Raw genomic sequence first — 20,322 nt, 5'->3', positions numbered from 1 at the left:
ATTTGCAAGAGAGTAGCGGAAATGCAGAAGAAATGCTATTCCGAAAAATGCTTTTTCACTAGTTTTATAACAGTTTTTGTTTGCGCAAACATAGCAGCGCGACGGCGCGGGAAGCGGGCCGCAGGCGGGCACTGCGACGTTCAAAGGCTCGGGGGGAAGGACCGGCGCGGAGAGCGCGGAAGGGGCGTGGCGCCAGGGCGGCGCCACGCGGAGGAAGTCGGTCAGCGGACGACGAGGGCCCGGCTGCCCGCGGCGCGGCGCGGCTCGCCGTCCAGCTTGAACACGCTGACGAGCCGGTCGAGGGCCTCGGCCTGCTCGTGCAGGCTCTGGGCGGCCGTCGCCGCCTCTTCGACGAGGGCGGCGTTCTGGTGCGTCACGCCGTCCATCTGCGTGATCGCGTCGTGCACCTGCTGGATGCCGGCGCTCTGCTCGCGGCCCGCGTGGCTGATCTCCACCATCAGCTCGTGCATCTGCTGCACCGTCTGCAGCACCTCGCGCATCGTGGCGCCCGCTTCGGACACGAGGCCCGCGCCGCTTTCCACCTGCTCGACGGACGCGCCGATCAAGGCCTTGATCTCCTTGGCGGCGGCGGCCGAGCGCTGGGCGAGGGTACGGACTTCGCCCGCCACGACGGCGAAGCCCCGGCCTTGTTCGCCCGCGCGCGCCGCTTCCACCGCGGCATTCAGCGCGAGGATATTGGTCTGGAACGCGATGCCATCGATGACGGCGATGATGTCGACGATTTTCTGCGACGATGCGTGGATCGAGCCCATCGTCTCCACGACGCGGGCGACGGCGGTGCTGCCCTGCTGGGCGACGCCGGCCGCCGTGTCGGCGAGGGCGTTGGCCTGCTGCGCGTGCTCGGCGTTGTTGCGCACGGTGGTCGTCAGCTCTTCCATCGAGGCGGCCGTCTGCTGCAGCGCGCCGGCCTGCTGTTCGGTGCGCGAGGACAGATCCATATTGCCGGCCGCGATCTGCGTGGACGCGCTGGAGATCGTGCCGGTGGCGGCGCGCACGTTGCCGACGATGTGCGACAGGCTGGCCTGCATCGCCTTCATCGCCGCGAGCAGGCTCGTGTCGTCGCCGGGACGCGTCTGGACGTGGAGCGACAGGTCGCCGGCCGCGATGTGCTTGACGATGTCGGTGGCGTAGTCCGGTTCGCCGCCCAGGCGGCGCATCAGCCAGCGCGTGAGCAGCGCGGCGCCGGCGGCGCCCAGCAGCACGCAGCCGACGACGAGGGCGACGATCAGCACGCGCGACCGCGCATAGCGCTCGGCACCCTCGCGCGCGGCCGCGCGTCCGCCTTCCGTGTACATGTCGACCGTCTTGTCCACGCGCGCGCGCAGTGCGACGATCAGCTTGTTCGATTCGCCGCGGATCAGCGTCTTGGCCAGCGCGTCGTCGTTCTGGCGCGCGGCGGCGCGGACCTTGACGCTTTCCGCCATATACCGCTGCCACAGGTCGAGGAATTCGGCGTAGCCCTGTTTTTCCTCGGGCGACTCAAGCAGCTTGACGTAGTCGTCCTGCATGCGGTGCAGGTCCTCGAGGTCTTTCTCGATGACCTTGTCGTACTTGTCCATCTCGGACGCATCGCTGGAAATGATGTACTGCAGCTCGCGCGTGCGGATGCGGGCGATCTGCGACTTGATGTCCTCGATCACACGGATGCCCGGCATCCAGTGGGAGGAGAGGCGCAGCGACGTCTCGTTGACCTTGGCGAGCTGGTGGACGGAGATGATGCCGACCAGGACGGTCAGGGCGAGGACGGCGGCGAAGGTGAGGCCCAGCTTGGTGGCCAGGCGGAGGCGGTTGAACCAGTTCATCGGTGGTGTCCGTGTCGTCATGAGTAGGGAAATTTGTTCCCAAAAACCAATTATGATAACCGACATTCTACGTTTCCGTAATTCAATGACGCAATATGCATATTCTGTCTGGAAACTATATTGCTACGAATGGATGCTGCCCAGCGGTAACGTGCGCGGAGTTGTAGAAATGACAGCCTATACTGCCTCTGTGTTCCGGAACCGGTGCGCCACCCGTCGCGTCCGGTGCAGACCCGTTCAACCCGCATCCACGAATCGATGGCGCCACCGTTTTCACGTCCCGCGGTCCTGTTCGTCAAGCTGATCCTGCTGGGTCTGGTGGTCGCGGTCGGAACATGGATCGCACTGGCCCGCTGGACAATGACGCCCCGCAACGTGACCTACGCACCCGTGCCCCAGCCCATCCCGTTCAGCCACAAGCACCACGTGGCCGACGACGGTATCGATTGCCGCTACTGCCACACGGCGGTGGAAAACTCGGCCACCGCGGGCATGCCGTCGACGTCCGTCTGCCTCAGCTGCCATTCGCAGCTGTTCCTCGATTCGCCGCTGCTGGCAAAGCTGCACGAGAGCGCACGCACGGGCAAGCCGATCCACTGGGTGCGTGTGCACGATCTGCCGGACTTCGTCTATTTCGAGCACGACATCCACGTGAACAAGGGCGTCGCCTGCATCGAGTGCCACGGCCGCGTGGACCAGATGCCCATCACGTGGCGCACGGCCTCGCTGGAGATGCAATGGTGCCTGCGCTGCCACCGCGACGCGCCGAGCCACGTGCGGCCGCTGAACGAAGTGTTGTCGATGGCGCCGCAAAAGCCCTTGAGCGCGGAAGAGATCCGCCAGCTGAATCGCCTGTACAAGCTGCGCGATGCCCAGGCGCTGACCAATTGCTCGACCTGCCACCGATGACGTGCTACCGATGATGCGCCACGACCATCCGATCATTCCCATCGCCCAGGACGAGTCGGCCCGGCGCCGCTTCCTGAAGCTGATGGCCGCGTCGGCGGCGCTGGCGGGTGCCGGCTGCAGCGGGCCGCCCGCCGAACCCATCGTGCCGTACGTGACGATGCCGGAGCAGGGCGTGCCGGGCCTCCCGATGTTCTACGCGACCGCGTTCGTGCGCCATGGACTCGCGCACGGCGTGCTGGTGGAATCGAACATGGGACGGCCGACGAAGGTCGAGGGCAATCCCGACCACCCCGTGTCGGCCGGCGCCACCGACGTGTTCGCGCAGGCGTCGATCCTGCAACTGTGGGACCCGGACCGTTCGCAAGCCGTGTTCCGCGGCGACGAGATGGCCACGTGGGGCGCGTTCGAGGCCGAGCTGCATGCGCGCCGGCCCCGCTTCGAACGGGACGGCGGCGCCGGCCTCGCCATCCTCACGGGCACCGTCACGTCGCCCACGTTGGCGAACCAGCTGGCCGCGCTGCGCGCGCGCCTGCCGAACGTGCGCTGGCACGCGTGGGACCCGCTGCACGACGACGGCGCCGCGCAGGCCGCGCAACTGGCATTCGGCCGCCCGCTCGACGCGCTGTACCGGCTGGACAAGGCGCGCGTCGTCGTCGCGCTGGACGCCGATCTGTTCGGCGCGCTGCCCGGCAGCCTCGCGCACGCACGGACGTTCACGGCACCGCGCCGGTTGGGCGCCAGCGCCGACGCCAACCGGTTGTACGTGCTGGAAGCGACGCCCACCTTGACGGGCGCCTATGCCGACGCGCGCCTCGCGCGCGCGCCGCACGAGATCGAGGCCGCGCTGTGGCGTATTGCCGCGCGCCTGGGGGCCGCGCCGGATGTGGGCCGCGCGGCCGACCGCGTGCTGGACCGCTGGGAAGCGGCCGTCGCGCAAGCGCTGGACGGCGCGCGCGGCCAGGCGCTCGTCGTCGCCGGAGCCACGTTAAGCCCCGCCGGCCGTGCGCTCGCGTACGCGTTGAACGCGCGCCTGAACGGCGCCGGCGGCCCGCTCGCCTTCATCGAACCCGTCGAGCGCAGCCCGCTGGACCACGGCGCGTCGCTCGCCGCGCTGGCCGACGCCATGCGCGCCGGCCAGGTCGACACGTTGCTGATGCTGGACGTGAACCCGGCGTACGATGCGCCGGCCGACGTCGACTTCGCCGCGCTGCTGCAGCGCGTGCCGCTGAGCGCTCACCTGGGCCTGTACCGCGACGAGACGGCGCGCGCGGCACGCTGGCATCTGCCGATGGCGCACGGCTACGAGGCGTGGAGCGACGCGCGGGCGCACGACGGCACGGCGACAATCGTGCAGCCGCTGATCGCGCCGCTGTACGGCGGCCGCTCCGCGCACGAGATCCTCGCGCAGCTGGCCGGTGCCGACAGCCGCGACGGCCACGCGCTCGTGCGCGCCACGTGGCAGGGAAGCGACGGCACGGACCGCGCGTGGCGCGCGAGCCTGCGCCGCGGCATCGTCGACGGCAGCACGGCGGTCTTCGTCGCGCCGCCTGCGGCGAAGCCCGTCGGGCGGCCGGCTGTCGTGGCGGCGCCCCCGCTCGTCGTCGTGTTCGCGCCCGATCCGGCCGTCGACGGCGGCGCGTTCGCGAACAACGCGTGGCTGCAGGAACTGCCGCGGCCCCTCACGTCGCTCACGTGGGACAACGCGGCCCTCGTCGGTCCCGCGACGGCGGCGCGCGCGGATCTCGCCGACGGCGTCGTCGCCCGGCTGCGCGTGGACGGCCGCACGGTGGAGGCGCCCGTGCTCGTCGTGGCGGGCCAGGCCGAGGGCGTCGTCACGCTGCCGCTCGGGTATGGCCGACGCGCGGCGGGCGGGGTGGGCGAGGGCGTCGGCTTCGACGCGTATCGCCTGCGCACGCGCGCCGCGCTGGCCGCACCGCCCGCGCTGGCGCTGGAGCGCACTTCCCGCACGCACGACCTCGTGCTGCGCCAGAAGGAAGTCGACATGCACGGGCGCGAACCCGTCCACGTGGCCGCACTGGCCGACCGCACGCAGGCCGCCGCCCCGCCCGGCGCAATGCGCGTGCGCGAGCTCGCGCGCGGCGCCGACGGCCGGCCCGCGCCCCGCGAGCACGAGGGGGACAAGCACGCGTCGATGTACCCGGAGCGCGACCACGGCGGCTATAAATGGGGCATGGCGATCGACCTGAACGCGTGCATCGGCTGCGCGGCGTGCACGGTCGCGTGCCAGGCGGAGAACAACATCCCCGTCGTCGGCAAGGAGGAAGTGGCGCGCGGACGCAGCATGCACTGGATCCGCGTCGACCGCTACCAGGCCGGCGCGCGCACCCTGTTCCAGCCCGTGCCGTGCATGCATTGCGAGCACGCGCCGTGCGAGGAGGTGTGCCCCGTCGGTGCCACGATGCACGACAGCGAGGGGCTGAACGTACAGGTCTACAACCGCTGCATCGGCACGCGCTTCTGCTCGAACAACTGCCCGTACAAAGTCCGGCGCTTCAACTTCCTGCAGTATTCGAACCAGAACGTGGAGAGCCTGAAGGCGCAGCAGAATCCGGAAGTGACGGTGCGCCGGCGCGGCGTCATGGAAAAATGCAGTTACTGCCTGCAGCGGATCACCCGCGCCCGCGTCGAGGCCGAGAAGGCCGGGCGGCGCATCCAGGACGGCGAGATGGTCACCGCATGCCAGGCCGTGTGCCCCACGCGCGCGATCCGTTTCGGCGACTTGAACGACCCGGCAAGCGACGTCGTCGCCGCGAAGGCGACGCCGCTCGGCTACGACCTGCTGGCGGAGCTCAACACCCGCCCGCGCACGAGCTACGTCACGCGCGTGCTGAACCCCGATCCGGAGCTCGAATGAGCACGCCCGACACGCGCGCGAACTCGGACACCCTGCATTCTCGGGACAGCGCCGTGCTGCGCCCCGGCTGGGGCTATGCGAGCGTGACGGACAAGATCGCGAACATCGTCCTCACCGACCAGTTCGGCTGGCGCTGGTGGACGGCGTTCCTCGTCGCGTCGGCCGGCGTGTGCGCGCTGCTCGTCGCCGTCACATGGCTGTTCGTGAAGGGCATCGGCATCTGGGGCGTGGACATCCCCGTCGCGTGGGGCTTCGCCATCGGGAATTTCGTGTGGTGGATCGGGATCGGCCACGCGGGCACGTTCATCTCCGCCGTCCTCCTGCTGCTGCGCCAGAAATGGCGCACTTCGATCAACCGTTTCGCCGAGGCGATGACCCTGTTCGCGGCATCGATCGCGGGCCTGTTCCCCATCCTGCACCTGGGCCGGCCGTGGTTCTTCTACTGGCTCGTGCCGTATCCGAACGTGATGAACGTGTGGCCGCAGTGGCGCAGCCCCCTCGTGTGGGACTTCTTCGCCATCGCCACGTACCTCACGGTGTCGCTGCTGTTCTGGTACGTGGGGCTGATCCCCGACCTCGCCACGTTGCGCGACCGCGCGGGCCAGCGGGGCGAGCGCACCAGCCAGGTCGTGTACGGCCTGCTGGCGCTGGGCTGGCGCGGCGAGGCGCGCCACTGGGCCCGCTTCGAGTGGGCGTACCTGCTGCTGGCGGGGCTGGCGACGCCGCTCGTCGTTTCCGTGCACACGATCGTGTCGCTCGACTTCGCCGTCGGGAACACGCCCGGCTACCACTCGACGATCTTCCCCCCATACTTCGTCGCCGGCGCCCTGTTCTCCGGCTTCGCGATGGTCCTGACGCTCGCGATCCCGCTGCGCCACGCGTTCGGGCTGCACGACTTCATCACGGGCCGCCACCTCGCGAACGCGGCCAAGGTGCTGCTGGCCACGTGCTGGCTCGTGGCGTACGGCTACCTGGCCGAGATCTTCACGGCGTTCTACAGCGGCGACGTGTACGAGCGCTACATGACGGTGAACCGCTTCGCGGGACCGTATGCGTCCGTGTACTGGGCCATGCTGGCCTGTAACGTGCTCGTGCCGCAGCTGTTCTGGTTCAGGCGCGTCCGCCACAGCGTGGCGCTGCTGTTCCTGCTCAGCCTCGTCATCAACTGCGGCATGTGGATGGAGCGCTTCCTCATCGTCGTGACGTCGCTGCACCGCGACTACCTGCCCTCAAGCTGGGGCATGTTCTACCCGACGCGCTGGGACTGGATCACGCTGTTCGGTTCCATTGCGCTGTTCGTGTGGCTGTTCCTGCTGTTCGTGCGCTTCCTTCCGGCGATCTCGATCGCCGAGATGCGCGAGCTCGTACGCGAATCCGCGCAGGGGGAGGCATGAACGAGCTGCCCCTGTACGGCCTGCTGGCCGAATTCCCCAGCGCGGAGGCCTTGTGCGCCGCGGTGCGCCACGTGCGTGCGCGGGGCTGGACGCGCGTGGAGGCGTACACGCCGTTCGCCATCGAGGGCCTGGACGAGATCATCGGCGCGGACAAAGGGTGGATCGCGCCGCTGACCTTGCTGGGCGGGATCGTGGGCGGTGCCGCCACGTATTTCCTGCAATGGTATGCCGCCGTCGTCGACTATCCGATCAACATCGGCGGACGGCCGCTGAACAGCTGGCCCGCGTTCATCCCCGCCACGTTCGAGATCACGATCCTCGGCGCGGCCATCGCGGCCGTCGTCACGATGCTCGTGCTGAACGGCTTGCCGCGCCTGTACCACCCCCTGTTCGAGGTCGAGGAATTCGAACTGGCGAGCCGCAACCGCTTCTTCCTGTGCCTGCCCGCGCGCGACCCCGTGTTCGCGCCCGGCTTCGCGCGCGACCTGCTCGGCGAACTGCATCCGTTGCTGCTGCGCGAGGTGCCGGCATGAGGCGCGTCGTGGTCGCCATGATCGCGCTGTGCGTGCTGGCCGGCTGCGAGCGCGCCAAGCAGGACATGTACGACCAGCCGCGCTACAAGACGTATGCGCCGAGCCCATTGTTTGAGGACGGCGCCTCCGCGCGCGCGCCCGTCGCGGGCACGGAACCGCGCGCGCGCGGCGCGTTCGCCGACAGTTCCGGCGGCCGCCAGGGCGTCGATCTCGTGCAGCGCGACCTGGGCGCCGACGAGGCGCAGACGAATCCGTACCCGGTCGACATGACGTTGCTGAAGCGGGGCCAGGACCGCTACATGATCTATTGCATGCCGTGCCACAGCCCGGCCGGCGACGGCGACGGCCTCGTCGTGCGGCGCGGCTTCCCGGCGCCGCCGTCGTACCACCAGGACCGGCTGCGCAACGCGCCCGACCGCCACATCTACGACGTGATCAAGAACGGCTACGGCGTGATGGTGCCGTACGGCGACCGGGTGGAACCGGCCGACCGCTGGGCCATCGTCGCCTTCATCCGCGCGCTGCAACTGAGCCAGCACGCGGACGCCGCCGCGCTGCCGCCGCACGTGCGCGCGCGCCTGGGAGGGCAGCCATGAAGCGGCGGACGTTCGCGCTGCCCGCGCTGGTGCTGCTTGCCGCCGCGTTGGCGGGCTGGCGGCTCGACCTGCGCGCGCTGCTCGCGTGCTACCTGGCCGCGTGGTGGTTCGTCGCGGGCGCGCTGCTTGGCGGCCTCGCGAACGTGTGGCTGCACCAGCTGACGGGCGGCGCGTGGGGCGAGACGATCCGCGGCCCGCTGCTGCGTGCGGCGCGCTGGCTGCCGCTCGCCTGCCTGCTGTTCCTTCCCGTGCTGGTGGGCGCACCGCTGTTGTACCCGTGGCAGCACGGCGTGCCGGGCGAGCCGGACGCCGCGTTCCGCCACCTGTGGCTCACGCCCGTATTCTTCACCGTGCGCAGCATCGGCTACCTGCTGCTGTGGAGCGTGCTCGCCATCGTCGAGACGCGCGCCCGCACCCGGTCCGCCATCCGTGCCGCCGTCTGCCTGATCGCGTACGGGTTGTCCGTGGGCCTCGCTTCCGTCGACTGGATCATGTCGCTGCAGCCGGAATGGTATTCCAGCGTGTTCGGCTGGCTGGCCGGCACGGGGCAGATGTTAACGGGCCTCGCGCTCGCCGTGCTCTTGATCGACCGCGGCGCCGCGCGCCGGCGCCTCCCGGACCTCGGCAACCTCCTCATGATGTACGTGCTGACGTGGGCTTATCTCGCGTACGTGCAGTTCCTCATCATCTGGGCGGCCGACCTGCCGCACGAGATCGCGTGGTACCTGCGGCGGGGCGCGCCCGGCTGGCAGGCCGTCGCGTGGGTGCTCGTGGCCGGGCACTTTGCCGGCCCCCTGTGCATCCTGCTGTCGCGCCATGCGAAGGCCGCGCCTGCGCTGATGGGCGTGCTGGCGGGCGCGCTGCTCGCCGCGCACCTGCTCGATTGCTGGTGGCTCGTGCTGCCGTCCGTCCCGTTCGTCACGCATCACTGGCTGTGGCTCGCGCCCCTCGTCGCGGCCGGATTCGGCTTGCTGGCGTGGATGGCGCTGGCGCATGGCGGAAAGGAGGGCGCCCATGCCTGACTACAACGGGGACGACCTGGACCTGCGCGGCCTGCGCCGCGGCGCGTACGTCATCCTGGGCGGCATCGTGTGCGCGCTCGGCGCCGCGGCGCTGATGCTGCGCGAAAACGGGCCTGCAGCGAACACGCCGCCGCATGCGTTCGCCGGCAACGCGCCGCAGCTGCAGCCCGCGCCGCAGCCGGACCGCGTCGCGTACCTCGCGGAAAAGCGTCGCCTGCTCGCGAGTTATGGCTGGGTCGACCGCCAGGCAGGCATCGCCCGCATCCCGCTGGACGACGCGATGGCGTTGCTGGCCGCACGCGGCGGCGCGGCGCAGCCCGCGCGTGGCCAGGTCGCGCCCGCGGCGCCGGGCCGGACGCCGCCAGTGCTCACGCCGGCGAGGGAGGCGCGATGAACGCCGTCGTCATCCTGCTGCTGGCGGTGGTGCTGGGCTGCAGTCCGGCCGCCGCACAGGCGCTGCGCCTGCCGTCACCGCCGCCCGCGCGTTTCGAGCCCGTTCCCGGCACGCGGCTGCCCCTCGATGCCATACTGCGCGACGACGAGGGACGGGAAGTGAAGCTGGCGTCACTGTTCGACCGTCCCATCGTGCTGGTGCCCGGCTATTACACCTGTCCGAACCTGTGCAGCACCCTGTTCGAGGGCGTGCTTCAGGCGCTGGCGCTGTCCGGCCTCGCGGCGGGCGACTACCGCCTGGTCGGGCTGTCCGTCGATCCACGCGACGGCGCCGCGGCCGCGGCCACGCGCAAGCGGGCGTACGCGGCGCTGCTGCCCGGCGGCGCGGCCGACCTCACCCTGCTGACCGGGGACGCGGCCACGCTGGCGCAACTCGAAGCGGCGCTCGGCTACCGCGCCGTGCCCGACGCCGCGAGCGGCCAGCTCGCGCACGCGGCCGGCTTCGTCGTGCTGGCGCCGGACGGCCGCATCGCCCACGCGTTTTCCGGCGTGCGCTTCGACCCTGCCGGCCTGCGCGCCGCCGTGAAGGCGGCCGGGCACGATGCGCCGGCGCCGTCGTTCGGCCAACTGGTGCTGCTGCTGTGCGCGCACTACGCGCCCACGTCCGGCCGCCACACGGGCGCCGCGCTGGCCGGCGTGCGCGCGGGCGTGCTGCTGTTGCCGCTGCTGTTCCTGTGCTGGCTGTGGCGCCGGCGGGGAGGGCGGACGTGAACACGGATTTCCGCCTGCTCCCGCTGGACGCCGCCGCGTCGGCCGCGCGCCTCGACAGCCTCGCCCTGTGCCTGCTGCTGCTGACGGGCACCGTCGCCGTTGTGTTGCTCGCATTGATGATCGGCTTTTCCGTGCGTTACCGGGCCGGCTCGAAGGCGGACCGCACGCACGTGCCGAAGCAGGGCCTGCCCGTCGAAATCGCGTGGACCGTGATCCCGCTGCTGCTCTTCCTCGGCATCTATGCGTGGGGCGCCGTCGACTACGTCAAGCTGTACCAGGCGCCGGCGAATGCGATGCCGGTGTTCGTCGTGGCGAAGCAGTGGATGTGGGAAACGCAGCACAAGAACGGCCGCCGCGAGATCGGACAACTGCACGTGCCGCTGGGCCGTCCGGTGCGCCTCGTGATGACGTCGCAGGACGTGATCCACAGCTTCTTCGTGCCGGACTTCCGCATCAAGCAGGACGTCGTCCCGGGCCGCTACACATCGATCGTCTTCACGCCGAGCCGCACCGGGGAATACCGCTTGTACTGCGCGGAGTTCTGCGGCACGGAGCACGCGATGATGCTGGGCCGCGTCGTCGTCATGCCGCCCGCGGCGTTCGCGCAGTGGCTGGAAGCGGGGCCGCGCCAGCCGGGCATGGCGGCGCACGGCTACGAACTGTATCGCCGCTACGGCTGCAGCGGCTGCCACGATCCCGGCTCGAGCGTCCATGCGCCCGACTTGACGGGGTTGCTGGGCCGGCGCGTGCACCTCGCGGACGGCCGCGAACTGACGGCGGACGAACCGTACATACGCGACTCGATCCTGCTGCCGGAGAAGGACGTCGTCGCCGGTTACTCGCCCATCATGCCGTCGTTCGCGGGGCAGGTCGGCGAGGAAGACATCCTCGCCATCATCGAATACATCAGGGAGAGCGGGCATGACGAGCGCGCAAAATGACGCGACCATCGAGGGCGTGGGCACGCCGCCCTCGGAGCGGCGCGAGCCGAGCTACCTGCACGGCGGCTACCGGCTCGTCGACTGGCTGACGACGCGCGACCACAAGCGCATCGCCGTGCTGTACGCGATCTCGATCACGTTCTTCTTCTTCCTCGGCGGCGTGGCTGCGGCGCTGATCCGGCTCGAACTGGCGACGCCGCAGGGTGACCTCGTCAGCGACGACACGTACAACAAGCTGTTCACGGCGCACGGCATCATCATGGTGTGGCTGTTCCTCATCCCGTCGATCCCCGCCGTGCTGGGGAATTTCCTGATGCCGCTGATGATCGGCGCGCGCGACCTCGCGTTCCCGCGGCTGAACCTCGCCAGCTGGTACCTGTACATGGCGGGCGGCGCCATCGTGCTGTGGGCGCTGCTGGCGGGCGGGGTCGACACGGGATGGACGTTCTACACGCCGTTCTCGTCGATGTTCTCGAATTCGCACGTCGTGGCCGCGCTGTCCGGCGTGCTCGTGCTCGGGTTCTCGTCGATCCTGACGGGCCTGAACTTCATCGTCAGCGTGCACACCTTGCGCGCGCCGGGGCTCGGCTGGTTCCGGTTGCCTCTGTTCGTGTGGGCGAACTACGCCACGGCGCTGATCCTCGTGCTGGCGACCCCCGTGCTGGCGATGACCCTGGTGCTCGTCGCGATCGAACGCCTGTTCCAGGTGGGGATCTTCGACCCGGCGCTCGGCGGCGACCCGCTGCTGTTCCAGCACCTGTTCTGGTTTTATTCGCACCCGGCCGTGTACGTCATGGTGCTGCCGGCGATGGGCGTCGCCAGCGAGATCATCCCGTGCTTCGCGCGCCGCCCCGTGTTCGGCTACCGCTTCATGGCGTACGCGATCCTCGCCATCGCCGTCATCGGCTTCCTCGTGTGGGGCCACCACATGTTCGTCAGCGGCCAGTCGATGTACGCGGGCCTCGTGTTCTCGCTGCTGTCGTTCCTGGTCGCGATCCCGTCCGCCATCAAGGTGTTCAACTGGACCGCGACGCTGTACAAGGGCAGCATCCGCTTTTCCGCGCCGATGCTGTACGCGCTGGGCTTCGTCGGCCTGTTCACGATCGGCGGGCTGACGGGGCTGTTCCTCGCGGCGCTCGCGCTCGACGTGCACCTTTCAGACACCTATTTCGTCGTCGCCCACTTCCACTACATCATGGTGGGCGGTTCCGTGATGGCCTACCTGGGCGGCATCCATTTCTGGTGGCCGAAAGTCACGGGTCGCATGTACTCCGAAACGTGGGGGAAGATCGCGGCCCTCGTCATCTTCGCGGGCTTCAACCTGACGTTCTTCCCGCAATACCTGCTGGGCTATGCGGGCATGCCGCGCCGCTACCACAGCTATCCGCCGGAATTCCAGTTGCTGCACGTGTTGTCGTCCGCCGGCGCCGTCACGCTCGCGGTCGGCTACCTGCTGCCGCTGGGCTACCTCGCGTGGTCGCTGCGCTACGGCGCGCGCGCACCGGCGAACCCGTGGCGCGCCACGGGCCTCGAATGGCAGACCGACTCGCCGCCGCCCGAACACAACTTCACGACGCCCCCCGTCGTCGTGCGCGAGCCGTACGCCTACACGCCGGAGGGACCATGAACGCACCGGTCCTCGAACCGCAGTTCCGCGACCACGCGCAGCAGGACTTCGCCCGTTCGCTCGGCATGTGGGTGTTTCTGTCCAGCGAGCTGCTGTTCTTCGGGCCGCTGCTGTTGGGGTATCTGTACCTGCGCATGCATCATCCGGGCGCGACGGGGATGGCGAGCCGCCACACGGACATGCTGCTGGGGACCGTCAACACGGCCGTCCTGCTGACGAGCAGCTTTTGCATGGCCCTCGCGGGCCACGCGGCGCAGGGCGGCGGCACCGAGGGACGCCGGCGCGCGGCGCGGCTGCTCGCGCTGACGGCGCTGCTGGGCGTCGTCTTCCTCGCGATCAAAGGCTATGAATGGCACCAGGAATTCGACGAGCACCTGTTCCCCGGCACGGGCTTCCATCCCTCCGACGCCCGCACGCCGACTGCCCTCTACGGCATGGAACTGTTCTTCCTGCTGTACTTCGCGGCGACGGGCCTGCATGCGCTGCACCTGTTCATCGGCGTATCCGCCTGCGTGTGGTTGATGGTCGTGCTGCGGAAGGCGCCGCCGCGCGGGCCGGGCGACGAGGCGGTGGAACTGGTCGGCCTGTACTGGCACTTCGTCGACGTCGTGTGGATCGTGCTGTATCCGCTGCTGTACCTGACGGCGCGCTCGGGAGGGTGACGTGGACAAGCCGATCCGACCGCTCGTGCTCACGTGGCTCGCGCTGCTCGCGCTGCTGGCGCTGACGGCCGGCAGCGCGCTGCTGCGTCTCGGGTGGCTGAACACGGCGATCAGCCTCGCGATCGCGCTGGCGAAGGCGCTGCTCGTCGTGATCGTGTTCATGCGCCTGAAGCGCGCGCCGGCGCTGCTGCGGCTCGCGGCCGTCGCCGGCGCCGTGACGCTCGTGCTGTTGTTCGGGCTGTCGCTGTCCGACTACACGACGCGCACGGAATTGAAGGCGCCGTGGCAGCAACCGACCACGGTGACGCCCCGGTTCGGCAGCAAATAGGTCAGCGCCCGCCCGCGGCGCGCAGCCGGTACCACACGATGCCGATCAGCTCATACGACGCGTACCACGAGCGCCGCATGCCTTCCGCGCTCGGGATCCAGCCGAAGATCGACACAGGCTGCTGGCCGAAGAACATCGTGGGGGCGCTGACGACGTCGAAGCCGGCGCGGGTGAACACGGCGCTGGCGCGCGGCATGTGCATGGCGTCCGTCACGAGCAGGATGCGCTTGACACCTTCCGCGCGCAGGATGGCGGCGCTGAACGCGGCGTTTTCCGCCGTATCGCGCGAGCTGCCTTCCAGCCACTTCACCGGCACGCCGAAGTCGTCGCGCAGCGCGGCCGCCATGCTGTCCGCTTCGGACGTGCGGCGTGCATCCGGATCGGTGTCGCTCGTGCCGCTGCCGCCGCTGACGAGGATGGGGAGCCCGGTCTGGCGCTGCAGGTGCGCCGCGTAGCGCAGCCGCGCGAGGCCGACATAGTCCGGGATGTCGCGGCCGTCGTACTCCGGCGCGCGCCGCAGCCGGCCCGCGGCCAGTACGACGATCGCCTGCGCGCCCGCGCGTTCGGGCGCCTGCACGGGGGCCGTCATCCGTTCCAGCGGCGCGACGAGCAGGCGCGCGCCGCCCGGCGTCGACAGGAACGCCAGCAACGCGAGCCCCGTGCCGGCGACGATGCGCCCGGTCCTGGGCCGGCGCCGCAGCAGCGCGAGGCCGATGGCGATGACGACGAACAGGCTGGCGGGCGGGAGGATCAGGCCGCGCGGGATCAGGTTGAGCAGGGCGAGCAGGTCAATTACGGGTGAGAGGGTCATGGGCTGTGTTCGGAATGCGGGCGGCCAAAGTAGACCCCAGGCGGCACCGCGCGTCAAGGGCGGCACGCCGCCGTCAGGCGCCCGGCCGCGCCGCCGGGTCGACGGCCGCGATCCGCCCGTCCCACGCGGCGATCAGGTCGCGGTACGCGACGCCGACCGGCCGGATGTGGCGCTGCAGGTCGACCAGGCCGCGCGGATTGACGCTGCCGCACGCCTCGCGCAGCTCGATGTGCCAGTCGACCTGGTCGGCCAGTGAATACCACGTGAAGCCGACGACGGGCACGCCGCAGCGCATCAGCGCGCGCACGACGGCGAACTGGCGGCGCAGCCAGTGCACGGCCTCGTCGCCGTGCGGGCCCTGGTCGCGGTTCGTCTCCGTGTGCATCATCGGGAGGCCGTAGCGCTGCGCGTACTCGCGCGCGATCATCGCGTAGCCGATCGTCTCGCCGGCGCCGTGCGAGCCGCCTTCCGGCTCGACGTGGTGCTCGTTCGTCACGTAGTAGTCGCTGCCGAGGACGCAATGGCCGCACAGCGCATGCTCCTCGAAGAAGCGGCATTCGTCCGGCGTCATGCCGCCGTCCAGCACGAACTCGCGCTGGACGGGATCGAGGGGGCGGCCGTAGTTGAAGTCGAGCGACAGGAAGCGCAGCTGGTTGCGCCGCTCCGCCTCGTCGACGGCGTCGGGACTGCTGGCGTGGAAGTATTCGCTCGACTCGCTCTGCACGAACACGGCGTGCGGCCGCAGCGCGACGATCGCGCGCATCGCGAGCACGTTCGCCTTGGCGAGGTGCTTCAGCGCCGTCACGTACGAGCGGTGGTCGCGTGCCTGCTCGTTCCACCAGCCGAACAGCGCGGAAAACTTCGCGCACACATACATCTCGTTGACGGGCGTGTACAGGCGGATCCACGGGTAGCGCGTGGCGAAGTCGCGGGCGTAGGCGATGAACAGCGTGGCGAAGTCGGGGTTCTGGAAATTGCCGATCCAGTCCGGAACGCCGAAGTGGCACAGATCGGCGATGGGTTCGATGCCGAGGCGCCGGAGTTCGCCGAACGCCTGGTCGGCGAATTCCCAGTCGTAGCGGCCGGGCCCCAGCCACGTGCGGTGCAGCGGGACGCCGTAGCGCAGGGTGCGGATGCCCAGCTGCGCCACGAGTGCGAAGTCCGCCTGCCACTGGCGGTAATGCCCGCATTCCTCCATCTGGTCGCGCCGGATGCGGCCGTTGCCTATCGTCGGCGAACTGCTCTCGATACCCGTCGCGAACATGAAAGGCAGCATCAACGCCTCCCCAGCGGCGGCTGCGCCGTGACGACGCCGGCGTCGATCCTGTGCAGGTTGTCGAGCCCCGTGAGCAGCATGCAGTCCTGCAGTTCCTGTTCCAGCAAGGTGAGGGCGCACGTGACGCCGTCGCGCCCGCGCGCGGCGAGGCCGTACAGCCATGCGCGGCCCGACAGGCAGGCGTGCGCACCGAGGCCGATGGCCTTCACGATGTCGCCGCCGGTGCGGATGCCGCCGTCGAACAGCACTTCGATGCGGTCGCCGACGGCGTCGACGATTTCCGGCAGCACGGAGATCGACGACGGCGCGCCGTCCAGCTGGCGCCCGCCGTGGTTCGACACGATGATGGCGTCCGCGCCGATGTCGATGGCCGTGCGTGCATCGTCCGCGTTCATGACGCCTTTCAGGATCAGCTTTCTCTGCCACTGGTCGCGCACCCAGCGGGCCGTGCCGACGTCGAACGACGGATCGAACTGGTCCTCGATCCACTTCGACAGCGAACCGATTGAGCCACCTTCCTTGATCTCGTGCTCGAAATTGCCGAACGTGTGGCGCTTGCTGCCCACCATGTTCGCGAGCCAGCGCGGGTGGCTCACCATCTGCATGATGTTCGATGGCGTCAGCCGGGGCGGCACGGCGAGGCCGTGCTTTTCGTCGGCCCAGCGCTTGCCCTGCGTGTGCAGGTCGATCGTCAGCACGAGGGCCGAGCAGTTCGCGTCGTGCGCGCGCCGCATCAGGCTTTCGTTGACCTTGTGGTCCTTCATCAGGTACAGCTGGAACCAGAACGGCGCCCGGATCGCCTCCGCCACGTCTTCGATGGAATTGATGGAGCACGTCGAGAGGCAGAACGGCACGCCGAAGTCGACCGCAGCACGCGCCGCCGCGCATTCGCCGTTCGCCCACGTGAGGCCCGCGAGCCCCGTCGGTCCGAGGGCGAGGGGGATGCGCGCCCGGTCGCCCACCATCGTGACGCTCATGTCGCGGTGCGACACGTCGCGCAGGCTGTGCTGGCGCAGCGCCAGCGCCCGCATGTCGTCGAGGTTGCGCTGGACGGTCAGCTGCTGTTCGCTGCCGCCGTGGATGTAGTCGAACACGACGGCGGGCAGGCGCTCCCGAGCGAGGCATTCGAGGTCGAAGATGCTGGCTACCTTGCTCATGGCGCTTCCTTTTACAGTTCTCCACGCGCCGCCAGCGCGCGGATGCGCGCGCCCATGCGGCAGGCGAGGGCCTGGATCGTCAGCGACGGATTCACGCCGCCCGCCGTCGGGAACAGCGAGCCGTCGCAGATCCACAGGTTCTCAACATCCCAGCTGCGCCCGTCCGCGTCCACGACGCTCGTCTCGCGGTCGGTGCCCATGCGGCACGTGCCGAGGATGTGGCTCGTGTCGTCGCTCGTCCAGGGCGTGGCGCCGCCGGCCGCTTCCAGCATCTCGCCCATGAAGCGGCGCGCGTGGTCCTGCAGGCGGCGGTCGTTGTCGGAGTATGCGAACGTGACGTGGGCGACGGGCAGGCCGTGGCGGTCGCGCACGTCGGACAATTCGACCCGGTTGCTGGGCCGCGGTTCGGTCTCGGCGACGGCGACGAAGCCCGCCATGTGGTTGTAGTCGGTCATCTCGCGGCGCAGCGCCATGCCCCAGCGGTGGCGCTCCGTGACCAGGAGCTGGGCCCATGCGCGCGGCAGCGGCCCCTGGCTCATGAACGCGTAGCCGCCATGAAAATCCTTGCCGTCGTCCGTGTAGTTCCAGTGCTCGCACACGGCCATGTTCGGCGGCCCTTTGTACCAGCGGATGTCCTCGTCGAAGCCGGCCCACATGCCGGGGCCGGCGTGCGTCGTCAAATGGGTGCCGACGAGGCCCGAGCTGTTCGCGAGGCCGTGCGGGAAGCGGTCGCACGCGGAATTCAGCAGCAGGCGCGGCGTCTCGATCGCATAGCCCGACACGACGACGTTGCGCGCGCGCTGGAAACGCCACTGGTCGTTGCGGCGATAGTGCACGCCTGTCGCACGGCCGTCCGCGCCCAGTTCGATGCGGCCGGCCATCGCGAGGTCGCGGACTTCCGCGCCCGCCGCCAGCGCGCGCGGGATCCAGACGATCAGCGCGCTCTGCTTGGCGTTCGTCGCGCAGCCGAAGTTGCAGAAGCCGCGGTAGACGCACGGTGGCGACTTGCCGCGCGGCGCGGACACGGTCGCCAGCGGCACGGCGGCCCACGGGATGCCCATCTTCTCCGCGCCGCGCGCCAGCACGAGGCCGGCCGCGTTCATCTCGTGTTCCCGGTACGGATAGCGCCCGCGCGGCGGGCCCCACGGATAGCGCACGGGCCCGGACACGGCCAGCGCCCGTTCCGCCTCCTCGTAATAGGGCGCCAGCTCGGCGTACGTGATGGGCCAGTCGACGCCGTAGCCCAGCCGGCTGCGCGCCTGGAACCATTCGGGCCGGAAGCGCAGCGAGATCATGCTGAAGTGGACGGTCGAGCCCCCGACGCCCCAGCCCGAGTTGTTGCCGCCGAGGGCCAGTGCATCGGCGCCGCCGGAAATGCGTTCATCGAGCCAGTACAGCTGCTGCTGCGCTTCCTCGTCGGAGGCGAAATCTTCCAGCGGCCGCCAGAACGGCCCCGCCTCCAGCACGACGACGGAAAAGCCGGCCTCCGCCAGCTTGCACGCGAGCGTGGCGCCGCCCGCGCCCGCGCCGACGATGGCGAAATCGACAGCCTCGTCGTCATCGTATTCGCACATCGTGACCCAGCCGCCGCGCTCGAACACGTCGGGCGCGCGGCCGGCGCCCGTGCGGGGTGCGTGCCGCCCGCTCATGGCGCCTCCGTCGCTTCCCACGGGTCGCGGCTGTCGAACCCGAGCCGCACGTAGCCGCGCGGGCTCGCGGGGCCGCCGAAGCCGATCTCGTTCCACGCGAGCGGATGGGCGTAATAGATGCCCGCGGCCGTCTTCAGCAGGTGGTGGATGAAGAAGCGTTTTACTTCCAGGCCTTGCCAGCGGGGCGATACGGCACGGCCGTCGGCGATGGCCTGCAGCACGGCGTCCTGGGCGTCGGCACCGAGCCGCACGAACGGCAGGTCGTGCAGGCGGTGCGCTTCGTCGTCGACGGCGGCGAGACCCTGGCGCCAGGCGGCGCGCAGCGGCGGCATGTCCGGATGGCGGAAGCCTTCGCCGCGATCGTCGTGCAGCATCGCGTCGATCCAGGGCGTGATGGGGATCGGATGCGCGCGCTCCGGCTGCGGCAGCAGGCGTGCGTTGATGGCGTCCAGCAGGGCCCACTCGGCTTCCGTCAGCCAGCGGCGCGGGGGCACGGCATCGAGGCGCGCCGCGAGGACGCCGCGCGTCGTGTCGTCGAACGACGGGCTGTCCCATTTCGCCAGCACGTCGTAGCCGGGGAAGCGGGGCGGCGGGGCATCCGTGTCGCGCGTCATGCGGCCTCCCGCTGCGGACCCGCTTGTGCCGCGCGCAATGCGAGCGCGGCGCGGCCGGCCAGCGCGAGCGCGCTGAAGCTGGGCGGCGCCGGCAGCGGCGGGCCGGCGAGCACGTTCTGGCTCCAGTTGCGCCAGCCGCCCATCTGGCGCGCGATGCCGCGGGCGTGGAAACCCATCCCCAGCATGCCCAGCCACGTGCACGCCTTGAGCAGCGCATGCGTCAGGCGCCGCGGCCCGGGCGCGCCGGGCAGCGCCGCACCGGCCAGCATCACGGCCGTCACGGGCGGCACGGTGACCGGGACCCACATCGCGGGATGCTGGAACGCGCCGCGGAAGTGCAGCAGTGCCGCCTCCGCGCTCGTGCCGGCGAGGCCGAACGCCGCGAGGCCGCACAGCGCGCGGCCGCTGGGCAGGCCGGCCAGCGTCGGCGCACCCGCGGCGACGGGACGCGCGGCGAGCCCGATCACGCCGGCCAGCAGCAGCGCGGCCGGCGCGCCGAGGGGCGCCGCGTAGAACAGGTTGGCCCACGACAGGCCGCCGGGCCGGCGCAACACGTTGTACGCGTGGAAGCCGAGGCCCGCGGCGCCGACGGCGCACGCGGTGGCGTAGGGCACCGTGGCGTCCGGGCCGGCCGGGCGCGTCGTGGCATACCGTGGCGTGGTGGCCAGCCGGGCGTCGTCCGTCCAATCGGTGCGTTGCGCATGGACGCGGGCGTGTGCGGACGCGCGGGCGCGTGCACGTGCACTGCCGTGTGCGCGGATTGCCGTGCCGGCGTCCCGTCCCGCGCCACGCAACGCGCAGGCCAGCACGACGGCCGCGCTGGCGAGCGGCGTGAACATGCCGGGGTTCTCGAAGTTGCCGCGATAGTGTTCGAGCGCGCTGTCGCTCAGCACGGACGCCGCGAGCAGCGCGGCTGCCTGGTACAACCGGCGGGCTTGCAG

At 70.3% G+C, this 20,322-nt stretch carries 19 protein-coding genes; 12 read left to right on the top strand and 7 right to left on the bottom strand.

Translation table 11 applies throughout. The features are described from left to right. Positions 1-221 precede the first annotated feature (221 nt). Complete coding sequence (locus HAV22_RS31620; RefSeq protein WP_166856881.1) at positions 222-1,823, bottom strand: methyl-accepting chemotaxis protein; 1,602 nt, start codon at positions 1,821-1,823, stop codon at positions 222-224. Positions 1,824-2,048: 225 nt separating this feature from the next. Here HAV22_RS31620 and HAV22_RS04390 point away from each other — a divergent pair, with 225 nt between their 5' ends. From HAV22_RS04390 to HAV22_RS04335, 12 genes are read left to right on the top strand one after another with little or no spacing between them, the layout of a single operon-like run. After that, positions 2,049-2,732 (top strand): cytochrome c3 family protein, encoded by a 684-nt coding sequence (locus HAV22_RS04390; protein WP_371869531.1) that lies wholly within the window; start codon positions 2,049-2,051, stop codon positions 2,730-2,732. 10 nt (positions 2,733-2,742) lie between these two features. Beyond that, a complete protein-coding gene (locus HAV22_RS04385; protein WP_166856879.1) occupies positions 2,743-5,607 on the top strand; it encodes a 4Fe-4S dicluster domain-containing protein in 2,865 nt (954 codons plus the stop codon). After that, positions 5,604-7,001 carry an NrfD/PsrC family molybdoenzyme membrane anchor subunit gene (gene nrfD / locus HAV22_RS04380; protein WP_166856877.1) on the top strand — a complete coding sequence of 466 codons (1,398 nt, stop codon included), beginning with the start codon at positions 5,604-5,606 and terminating at the stop codon, positions 6,999-7,001. Before HAV22_RS04385 ends, nrfD begins: the two co-directional genes overlap by 4 nt. Further along, the gene (locus HAV22_RS04375) at positions 6,998-7,534 is read left to right on the top strand and encodes a DUF3341 domain-containing protein (protein ID WP_208296053.1); all 537 of its coding nucleotides are present in this window, start codon (positions 6,998-7,000) and stop codon (positions 7,532-7,534) included. The genes nrfD and HAV22_RS04375 overlap by 4 nt, the downstream gene beginning before the upstream one ends. Beyond that, a complete protein-coding gene (locus HAV22_RS04370) occupies positions 7,531-8,130 on the top strand; it encodes a c-type cytochrome (protein ID WP_166856875.1) in 600 nt (199 codons plus the stop codon). Before HAV22_RS04375 ends, HAV22_RS04370 begins: the two co-directional genes overlap by 4 nt. After that, entirely contained in the window at positions 8,127-9,152 is a 1,026-nt protein-coding gene (locus HAV22_RS04365) for a hypothetical protein (RefSeq protein WP_208296052.1), read from the top strand. Before HAV22_RS04370 ends, HAV22_RS04365 begins: the two co-directional genes overlap by 4 nt. Beyond that, on the top strand, positions 9,145-9,546 hold the full coding sequence (locus tag HAV22_RS04360; protein WP_166856873.1) for a hypothetical protein: 402 nt from the start codon (positions 9,145-9,147) through the stop codon (positions 9,544-9,546). Before HAV22_RS04365 ends, HAV22_RS04360 begins: the two co-directional genes overlap by 8 nt. After that, the gene (locus tag HAV22_RS04355) at positions 9,543-10,316 is read left to right on the top strand and encodes an SCO family protein (protein WP_166856871.1); all 774 of its coding nucleotides are present in this window, start codon (positions 9,543-9,545) and stop codon (positions 10,314-10,316) included. Before HAV22_RS04360 ends, HAV22_RS04355 begins: the two co-directional genes overlap by 4 nt. After that, complete coding sequence (gene coxB / locus HAV22_RS04350) at positions 10,313-11,257, top strand: cytochrome c oxidase subunit II (RefSeq protein ID WP_166856869.1); 945 nt, start codon at positions 10,313-10,315, stop codon at positions 11,255-11,257. Before HAV22_RS04355 ends, coxB begins: the two co-directional genes overlap by 4 nt. Further along, complete coding sequence (ctaD, locus tag HAV22_RS04345) at positions 11,238-12,884, top strand: cytochrome c oxidase subunit I (RefSeq protein WP_166856867.1); 1,647 nt, start codon at positions 11,238-11,240, stop codon at positions 12,882-12,884. The genes coxB and ctaD overlap by 20 nt, the downstream gene beginning before the upstream one ends. Next, the gene (locus HAV22_RS04340) at positions 12,881-13,546 is read left to right on the top strand and encodes a cytochrome c oxidase subunit 3 (protein ID WP_166856865.1); all 666 of its coding nucleotides are present in this window, start codon (positions 12,881-12,883) and stop codon (positions 13,544-13,546) included. Before ctaD ends, HAV22_RS04340 begins: the two co-directional genes overlap by 4 nt. Position 13,547: 1 nt before the next feature. Continuing rightward, positions 13,548-13,874 carry a cytochrome C oxidase subunit IV family protein gene (locus HAV22_RS04335; RefSeq protein WP_166856863.1) on the top strand — a complete coding sequence of 109 codons (327 nt, stop codon included), beginning with the start codon at positions 13,548-13,550 and terminating at the stop codon, positions 13,872-13,874. A gap of 1 nt (position 13,875) precedes the next feature. Here the strand turns inward: HAV22_RS04335 and HAV22_RS04330 are convergent, their stop codons facing one another. The 6 genes from HAV22_RS04330 to HAV22_RS04305 form a co-directional block, all read right to left on the bottom strand. Next, complete coding sequence (locus HAV22_RS04330) at positions 13,876-14,685, bottom strand: YdcF family protein (RefSeq protein ID WP_229421064.1); 810 nt, start codon at positions 14,683-14,685, stop codon at positions 13,876-13,878. Positions 14,686-14,758: 73 nt separating this feature from the next. Next, positions 14,759-15,961 (bottom strand): family 1 glycosylhydrolase, encoded by a 1,203-nt coding sequence (locus tag HAV22_RS04325; RefSeq protein WP_166856861.1) that lies wholly within the window; start codon positions 15,959-15,961, stop codon positions 14,759-14,761. Further along, positions 15,961-17,118 (bottom strand): alpha-hydroxy acid oxidase, encoded by a 1,158-nt coding sequence (locus HAV22_RS04320; RefSeq protein ID WP_166856859.1) that lies wholly within the window; start codon positions 17,116-17,118, stop codon positions 15,961-15,963. The genes HAV22_RS04325 and HAV22_RS04320 overlap by 1 nt, the downstream gene beginning before the upstream one ends. An 11-nt stretch (positions 17,119-17,129) precedes the next feature. Continuing rightward, positions 17,130-18,767, bottom strand: coding sequence for a GMC family oxidoreductase (locus tag HAV22_RS04315; protein WP_166856857.1), 1,638 nt, complete (start codon positions 18,765-18,767; stop codon positions 17,130-17,132). Continuing rightward, the gene (locus HAV22_RS04310; protein ID WP_166856855.1) at positions 18,764-19,381 is read right to left on the bottom strand and encodes a gluconate 2-dehydrogenase subunit 3 family protein; all 618 of its coding nucleotides are present in this window, start codon (positions 19,379-19,381) and stop codon (positions 18,764-18,766) included. The genes HAV22_RS04315 and HAV22_RS04310 overlap by 4 nt, the downstream gene beginning before the upstream one ends. Then, entirely contained in the window at positions 19,378-20,322 is a 945-nt protein-coding gene (locus HAV22_RS04305) for a hypothetical protein (RefSeq protein WP_371869549.1), read from the bottom strand. The genes HAV22_RS04310 and HAV22_RS04305 overlap by 4 nt, the downstream gene beginning before the upstream one ends.

It is taken from the genome of Telluria antibiotica (genome assembly GCF_011682055.1).
Taxonomy (GTDB): domain Bacteria; phylum Pseudomonadota; class Gammaproteobacteria; order Burkholderiales; family Burkholderiaceae_D; genus Telluria; species Telluria antibiotica.
The sequence above is the reverse complement of the archived record's forward strand: the minus strand, read 5'-3'. Positions and strand labels throughout refer to the sequence as shown.